A 6461-nucleotide genomic window follows, 5' to 3' on the forward strand; every position below is an offset into this window, starting at 1 on the left:
GCCTGGAGCGCGTCCTCGACGCGGTGCTTCTTCTCCTTCAGCTCGACCTCGGTGGCCGCGCCGACGCGGATCACCGCGACGCCGCCCGCCAGCTTCGCCAGCCGCTCCTGCAGCTTCTCGCGGTCGAAGTCGGAGGTCGTCTCGCCGATCTGGGTGCGGATCTGGGCGATGCGGCCCTTGATCGCGTCCTCGGAGCCACGGCCCTCGACCATCGTCGTCTCGTCCTTGTTGGACACGACGCGGCGCGCTCGGCCGAGATCCTGGACGGTCGCGGAGTCGAGCCGGCGGCCGACTTCCTCGGAGATGACCGCGGCGCCGGTCAGCACCGCGATGTCTTCGAGCATCGCCTTGCGGCGGTCGCCGAAGCCCGGGGCCTTGATCGCGAGCACGTTCAGCATGCCGCGCAGCTTGTTGACGACCAGCGTCGAGAGCGCCTCGCCATCCACATCCTCGGCGATGATGACCAGGTTCTTGGTGACCTGGACGATCTTCTCCAGCAGCGGCAGGATGTCCTGGATCGACGAGATCTTCTTGTCGGTGATGAGGATGTACGGCTCGTCGAGCGCGGCTTCCATCCGAGTCGGGTCGGTGATGAAGTAGGCCGAGATGTAGCCCCGGTCGAACTGCATGCCCTCGACGTACTCGGTCTCGAACTTGAGGCTCTTGCTCTCCTCGACCGTGATGACGCCGTCCTTGCCGACCTTGTCCATCACGTCGGCGATGAGCTTGCCGACTTCCTCATCCGCGGCCGAGATCGCCGCGACCTGGGCGATCTCGCCCTTGTCGCCGATGGTCTTGCTGTTCTTCTTGAGCTCGGCGATGATCGCGCCGACGCCCTTCTCAACGCCCTTCTTGAGCTGCAGCGGGTTCGCGCCGCTCGTGACGTTGCGGAAGCCCTCATGCACGATGGCCTGCGCGAGGACGGTCGCGGTGGTGGTGCCGTCGCCAGCCACGTCGTTCGTCTTGGTGGCGGCTTCCTTGAGAAGCTGCGCGCCCATGTTCTCGAACGGGTCCTGGAGCTCGATCTCCTTGGCGATGGTCACGCCATCGTTGGTGATCGTCGGCGGGCCGAACTTCTTGTCCAGCACGACGTTGCGGCCCTTGGGGCCGAGGGTGATCTTGACGGCATCGGCCAGGGCGTCCACGCCTCGCTTGAGGGCGCGACGGGCTTCCTCGCTGTAGTTGAGCTGCTTGGCAGCCATGCTTCCTCCAGCTATCAGGTGTCAGCAGTCAGCGTTCAGCGGATGGCACTCGCTCGATGGAGCGGGGCACTGTTGGCTGAAGGCTGTCGGCTGACAGCTTCGACGATTAGGACAGGATGCCGAGGATGTCGCGCTCGCTCAGGATGAGCAGGTCGTCATTCTCGTGCTTGAACTCGGTGCCGGCGTACTTGGCGAAGAGCACCTTGTCGCCAGCCTTCAGCTCCAGCGCAACCTTGTCGCCGTTGTCCAGCACGCGGCCCGGCCCGACGGCCAGCACCTCACCCTGCTGCGGCTTCTCCTTGGCGGTGTCCGGCAGAACGATACCGCTCTTCGTCACCTCTTCGCGGGCCAGAGGCTTGACCACCACGCGGTCGCCCAGCGGCCGCAACCCAACAGCCATGCTGCAACCTCCCTCAGAATCCCAGTGTGTCGGTCCGGACCGCGCCCGGCGGCCGGCCGCTACTCCCACCGGTTAGCACTCCGTCACCCTGAGTGCTAACCGAGCCTCAGTGTACCGGGATTTTCGGCGCGATGCAAGCACTCTCTCCCCGAGAGTGCTAATGCCGTCACGTTGCCAGCATCCCTGGACGGCCAGCACCCCACCCGCTAGACTAGAACATATGAGCGAGCGATACGCAGCGTTCCTGCGCGGCATCAACCTCGGCAAGCGGAAGGCCACGAAAGAGCAGTTGGCCGCGATCTTCGGCGGCCTCGGCTTCACCAACGTCAAGACGCTGATCGCCAGCGGCAACGTGGTCTTCGATGTCGGTGGCGGCGATCGGGACGGCGGTGAAGCCGCGCTGATCGAGCGGATCGAGGCCGGCCTCAAGGACGGCCTCGGCTTTTCGGTAGACACGATGCTCCGAACCCGGGCTGCTGTCGAGGCGATGCTCGACGCCGACCCGTTCGCCGGCGTCGAGGTGACCAAGCAGACCCGCCGGTACGTCACGCTGCTGGCGAAGCCAACCGCCAGCACCCTGACGCTCCCCCACAACCACATGGATGGCGCCCTGCGGATCCTCTCGCGCACGGACCGCGAGGTCTACAGCGTGGTGACGCTCCGCGACGGGCGCGGCAGCGTCGATCTGATGGGCCTCCTCGAGAAGGAGTACGGGAAGCAGGTCACCACCCGCAACTGGAACACGATCCAGAAGCTGCGGGGTTTGTGAGCTGTCAGCTGTCAGCCGCCAGCCGCTTGCCGCCAGCCGGCAAGCGGCAAGCAAATCCTCGTCAGTGCGGAACCGCGGCAACCTCTGTCATCCTGAATCTCTGTCATCCTGAGCTTGCGAAGGATCTCACCCACTGACCGTCAACCATCGCGTCAGCGGGTGAGGTTCTTCGCTACACTCGCAAGCTCGTTTCGCTCAGAATGACAAATGCAGTCCGACTGCTCACCGCCTACCCGGCCAGCGCCTGCTTCGCGAGCTTCATGTCGATGCCGGTGTCCCAGTTCGGCTCGGCCTGGGTCACCCCGAGGCGGACGTACATCTTCGCCTGATCCTGCACGTCCTTCATGAACTCGTCGTTCGGGGCATCCAGGAGGTAGTTGCGGCGGGCCCAGGTCAGGTCAGCCACTTCCGGCTTGTACTGGTTCTCTTCCGTGAAGATCTTGAGCGCGTCCGGCCGGTTCTCCTTCACCCAGCCGAGCGCCCTGTTGTAGACCTTCAAGAAGCGGACCACCGTCTCCGGGTACTTCTCGATGAACTCCGTGCGCCCGAAGAGGGTGACGTAGTTCGGGTAGAAGTCGCCGCCATCCTGGATCATCCGGGCCTGCTTCTCGGCCTCCACGCTGGCGTAGAACGGATCCCAGGTCACCCAGGCGTCGATGGAGCCGGTCAGCAGCGCCGAGCGCCCCTCGTTGTTCTCGATGGTGATGATCTCGACGTCGGTGTCCTTCAGGCCGACCCGCTCCAGGGCCCGCAGCGGGAACGCGTACGCCTTGCCGAGCGGCGTCGCGATCTTCTTGCCCTTGAGGTCTTCGACCTTCTGGATCGGGCTGTCCGGCGTGACCAGGATCGCGTGGGTCTTCGGGCTGCGCTCGGTCAGCGCCACGACTCTGATCGGGCGGCCAGCGGCGATGGTCGGGATCGGCGGGCCGCCCATGCCCAGGTCGAGCGAGCCGCCTGTCAGGGCCTCGTACATCGGGGCCGGCGAGAGCAGCTTCTGGAACTGGACATTGACGTTGTTCGCCTTGAACTCCTCTTCGAGGAGCTTCTGCCGCTGCATCACCCAGATCGCCACGTACGGCGGCTGGAACCCGAGCCGAATAGCGGGTGGCGTGCTGCCGGAGCCCGCGGCAGGAGCCGCCGTCGGCTTCGCCGGCTCGGCCGGCTTGGCCGGGGCGCTCGCGGACGGGGCGCATGCCGCCAGCAGCGCCATTCCGCTTCCCAGCCCCAGCACCAGCAGTTGACGGCGTGTCACGGCACGCCTCATCAGGGTAGACATCGACAACCTCCCCACAGGTGACTCAGACGGCGTGCGCCGCTCCCGCATGGCTCAGGTCAAACTCGGCAAGGATCTCGCGACGGTAGGCCGCGAACTGCTCTGTGCCCCGATCTCGCGGGTACGGCAGATCGATCTCCACAACCCGTCTGACGCGGCCCGGGCGCGGCGTCATCACGACCACCCGCTGCCCGAGATCGATCGCCTCCTCGATGTCGTGCGTCACCAGGATCGCCGTCGTCCGCTGGGCCAGCCAGATGTCCTGAAAGGCGTCCTGCAAGCGCATCCGGGTGAAGGCGTCGAGCGCCCCGAACGGCTCGTCCAGCAGCAGCACGCCCGGACTTGGAGCGAGCGCCCGTGCGATGGCCGCCCGCTGGGCCATCCCGCCCGACAGCTGATGCGGGTACGCCTGCTCGAAGCCGGCCAACCCGACCAGCTGGATCAACTCGCCGATGCGCTGCTTGCGTTCAGCGCCAGCGGTCCGCAGCCCGAACCCGACGTTCTCCCAGAGGTTCAGCCAGGGAAACAGGCGCGGCTCTTGAAAGATGATCCCGCGCGTCAGATCCGGGCCGTGCACCGGCTGGCCGTCCGCGAGGATCTCGCCGCTGTAGTCGGTGTCCAGTCCAGCGACGGCACGCAGGAGCGTGGACTTGCCACAGCCGGACGGCCCCACCAGCGAGATCAGCTCGCCCGGCGCAATGGTCAGATGCACGTCTTCGAGCGCGATCACGTCGCCAACCGCCCCCTCGAAGACGCGGCCCACGTCGGTCATGGTCAGGCCGATGCTCACGCCTCAGCCCCCCGCATAGGTGTCGCGCCAGCGCAGGAAGCGCGCCTCCAGCAGCCGCACGAAGGTGTCCACGAACTTGCCGACCAGCGAGAAGAGGATGATGCCGCCCACGATCACGTCGATCCGGACGAACTCCCGCCCCTCGACCAGCATGAAGCCGAGACCACGTGTCGCCCCCATCAGCTCGGCCACCACCAGCGCCAGCCACGCCACGCCCAGGCCGTAACGGATGCCCGTGAAGACGGCCGGCAGCGCGGCCGGGACGATCACCCGCCGCAGCATCTCGGCGCCCGACAGACCGTAGACCCGCCCGACCTCGATCAGTTTGCGATCCACGTTGCGGATGCCGGCGAACGTGTTGATGTAGAGCGGGAAGAAGGCGGCCAACCCGACCAGCGTGATCTTTGGGGCTTCGTCGAGGCCGAGCCAGATGATCAGCAGCGGCGCCATTGCCAGGAACGGCACCGTCCGCAGCATCTGGACCGAGGTATCCAGCGTCCGCTCGGCCCCGCGCGACAGCCCGACCCACGAGCCGAGCAGCAGGCCCAGCCCGCCGCCCAGCACGAAGCCCACCACCCAGCGCGTGACGCTGGCCTGGACGTGCTTGACGAGGACGCCGTTGAGCGTCATCTCCCAGAGCGTGCTGACGACCGCCGATGGCGGCGGCAACAGGTACGGCTTGATCGCGCCTGACACCGACGCGAGGTACCACGCCACGATGATGACGACCGGCAAGATGAAGCCGGTCAGGCAGTAGGCCGCCCGTCGCGCCAGCAGCGCCGACGGGCTGGCCGGCTGACGCCGGGTGCTGCGGGCCGGCGCGGCGACGTCCGTGCGAACGGCCATCCGGTTAGGCCCTCGCGCCAGAGAGCAGCTTCGGCATCACCTCGGCGCCGAGCAGCTCCAGCGAGCGCATCGAGTGGGCGTGATCCATGCCGGCCGCGTAGAGCTGGCACATGATCTCGTCGTAGCCGTACTCATCCTGCCAGGCTGCAAGCTGCTCGCGGACCTGGTCCGGCGTGCCGACGACGAAGTGCATCCGCTCAGCCAGATCCTCGTACTCGTCGGAGTCCGTCCGGCCGTCCCAGTCCACACCGCAGTCGTACTTGGCGTACCGCTCGAACGTCTTGCGGGTCTGCTCTTTGGCCTCGTGCTCGGTCTCGGCGACGTAGACGAAGCGGAGCATCGAGACGAAGCTCGGGCGACCGTTGGCGGCGTCGCGGTACCGCCGGATCAGCGCCTTGTGCCCGTCGCTGGCCCCCACCCGCGGTATCAGCAGGCCGTAGCCACGGTCGCCGGCCATCTCGACGGTGGACTGGCTCGCGGCAACCCAGATCAGGTTGTGCGCCTTCTGCCGCGGGCGTGGATTGATCTGGACATCGTGGTAGCGATACCAGGAGCCGTCGTAGTCGATGCTCGACTGTGCCAGCCCCTGCTGGATCACGTCGATGATCTCGAGGGTGCGGGCGCTCTTCTCCTCGATAGGCAGCCCGAACTTGACAAACTCCTCGGGCTTCATGCGCGCGCCCGAGCCGACGCCCAGCCGCACGCGACCGTTCGAGAGCACGTCCAGCAACGCCGCGTCCTCGGCCAGCCGCAGCGGGTGGTAGTACGGCGCTTCGATGACGGCCGTCCCCAGCCCGAGCTGCGACGTCTTCGCGCCGATCCAGGTCAGGTATGTCAGCGGCGACGGGAGCCGGCCGTAGACCGTGAAATGGTGCTCGGCCAGCCAGATCGCATCGAAGCCGAGGCGGTCCGCCAGCACCGCCTGCTCCTCGACGTCTCGATACAGCTCCGGCACATCCTTCTCAGGCGTGACATCGAAGTTGTAGAACAGCGAAAACCGCATCGGCGCCCTCTCTCCCCTGACGTCCCCAGGCCCGTGCGGCCCGTCCGCATCGCTAGACTATACAACCGCTCGAAAGACTCGACAATTCCCGGGGGCGTGGATCGTGGATCGTGGATCGTGGATCGTGGATCGTGGATCGTGGATCGTGGATCGTGGATCGTGGATCGTGGATCGTGGA

Annotated in this window: 6 protein-coding genes and 1 pseudogene; 1 reads left to right on the forward strand and 6 read right to left on the reverse strand. The window is 66.5% G+C overall.

Annotation, left to right across the window (positions count from 1 at the left end; genetic code table 11):
* Together groL and groES are read right to left on the reverse strand one after the other, a co-directional pair.
* A partial coding sequence (groL, locus tag IT306_31600; protein MCC7373000.1) for a chaperonin GroEL occupies positions 1-1202 on the reverse strand: 1202 nt, incomplete at its 3' end.
* Between the two features lie 106 nt (positions 1203-1308).
* A complete protein-coding gene (gene groES / locus IT306_31605; GenBank protein MCC7373001.1) occupies positions 1309-1602 on the reverse strand; it encodes a co-chaperone GroES in 294 nt (97 codons plus the stop codon).
* 220 nt (positions 1603-1822) lie between these two features.
* Here groES and IT306_31610 point away from each other — a divergent pair, with 220 nt between their 5' ends.
* Positions 1823-2371 (forward strand): DUF1697 domain-containing protein, encoded by a 549-nt coding sequence (locus tag IT306_31610; GenBank protein ID MCC7373002.1) that lies wholly within the window; start codon positions 1823-1825, stop codon positions 2369-2371.
* A 229-nt stretch (positions 2372-2600) separates the two neighbouring features.
* Here the strand turns inward: IT306_31610 and IT306_31615 are convergent, their stop codons facing one another.
* From IT306_31615 to IT306_31630, 4 genes and pseudogenes are all read right to left on the reverse strand, one after another.
* The gene (locus tag IT306_31615; protein MCC7373003.1) at positions 2601-3647 is read right to left on the reverse strand and encodes an aliphatic sulfonate ABC transporter substrate-binding protein; all 1047 of its coding nucleotides are present in this window, start codon (positions 3645-3647) and stop codon (positions 2601-2603) included.
* 22 nt (positions 3648-3669) lie between these two features.
* Positions 3670-4416: an ABC transporter ATP-binding protein gene (locus IT306_31620; GenBank protein MCC7373004.1), complete on the reverse strand. Its 747-nt coding sequence runs from the start codon at positions 4414-4416 to the stop codon at positions 3670-3672.
* Positions 4417-4437: 21 nt separating this feature from the next.
* Positions 4438-5280, reverse strand: a complete 843-nt coding sequence (locus tag IT306_31625) for an ABC transporter permease subunit (GenBank protein ID MCC7373005.1) — start codon at positions 5278-5280, stop codon at positions 4438-4440.
* 4 nt (positions 5281-5284) lie between these two features.
* A pseudogene (locus IT306_31630) lies at positions 5285-6283 on the reverse strand (LLM class flavin-dependent oxidoreductase).
* Between the last annotated feature and the right edge of the window lie 178 nt (positions 6284-6461).

Source organism: Chloroflexota bacterium, assembly GCA_020850535.1.
Taxonomy (GTDB): domain Bacteria; phylum Chloroflexota; class UBA6077; order UBA6077; family JACCZL01; genus JADZEM01.

Bases quoted from the DNA above. Each gene is read 5' to 3' on its own strand.
- IT306_31615 (MCC7373003.1), bottom strand. From the start codon at position 3,647: ATGTCTACCCTGATGAGGCGTGCCGTGACACGCCGTCAACTGCTGGTG.
- IT306_31620 (MCC7373004.1), bottom strand. From the start codon at position 4,416: ATGACCGACGTGGGCCGCGTCTTCGAGGGGGCGGTTGGCGACGTGATC.
- IT306_31610 (MCC7373002.1), top strand. From the start codon at position 1,823: ATGAGCGAGCGATACGCAGCGTTCCTGCGCGGCATCAACCTCGGCAAG.
- groES (MCC7373001.1), bottom strand. From the start codon at position 1,602: ATGGCTGTTGGGTTGCGGCCGCTGGGCGACCGCGTGGTGGTCAAGCCT.
- IT306_31625 (MCC7373005.1), bottom strand. From the start codon at position 5,280: ATGGCCGTTCGCACGGACGTCGCCGCGCCGGCCCGCAGCACCCGGCGT.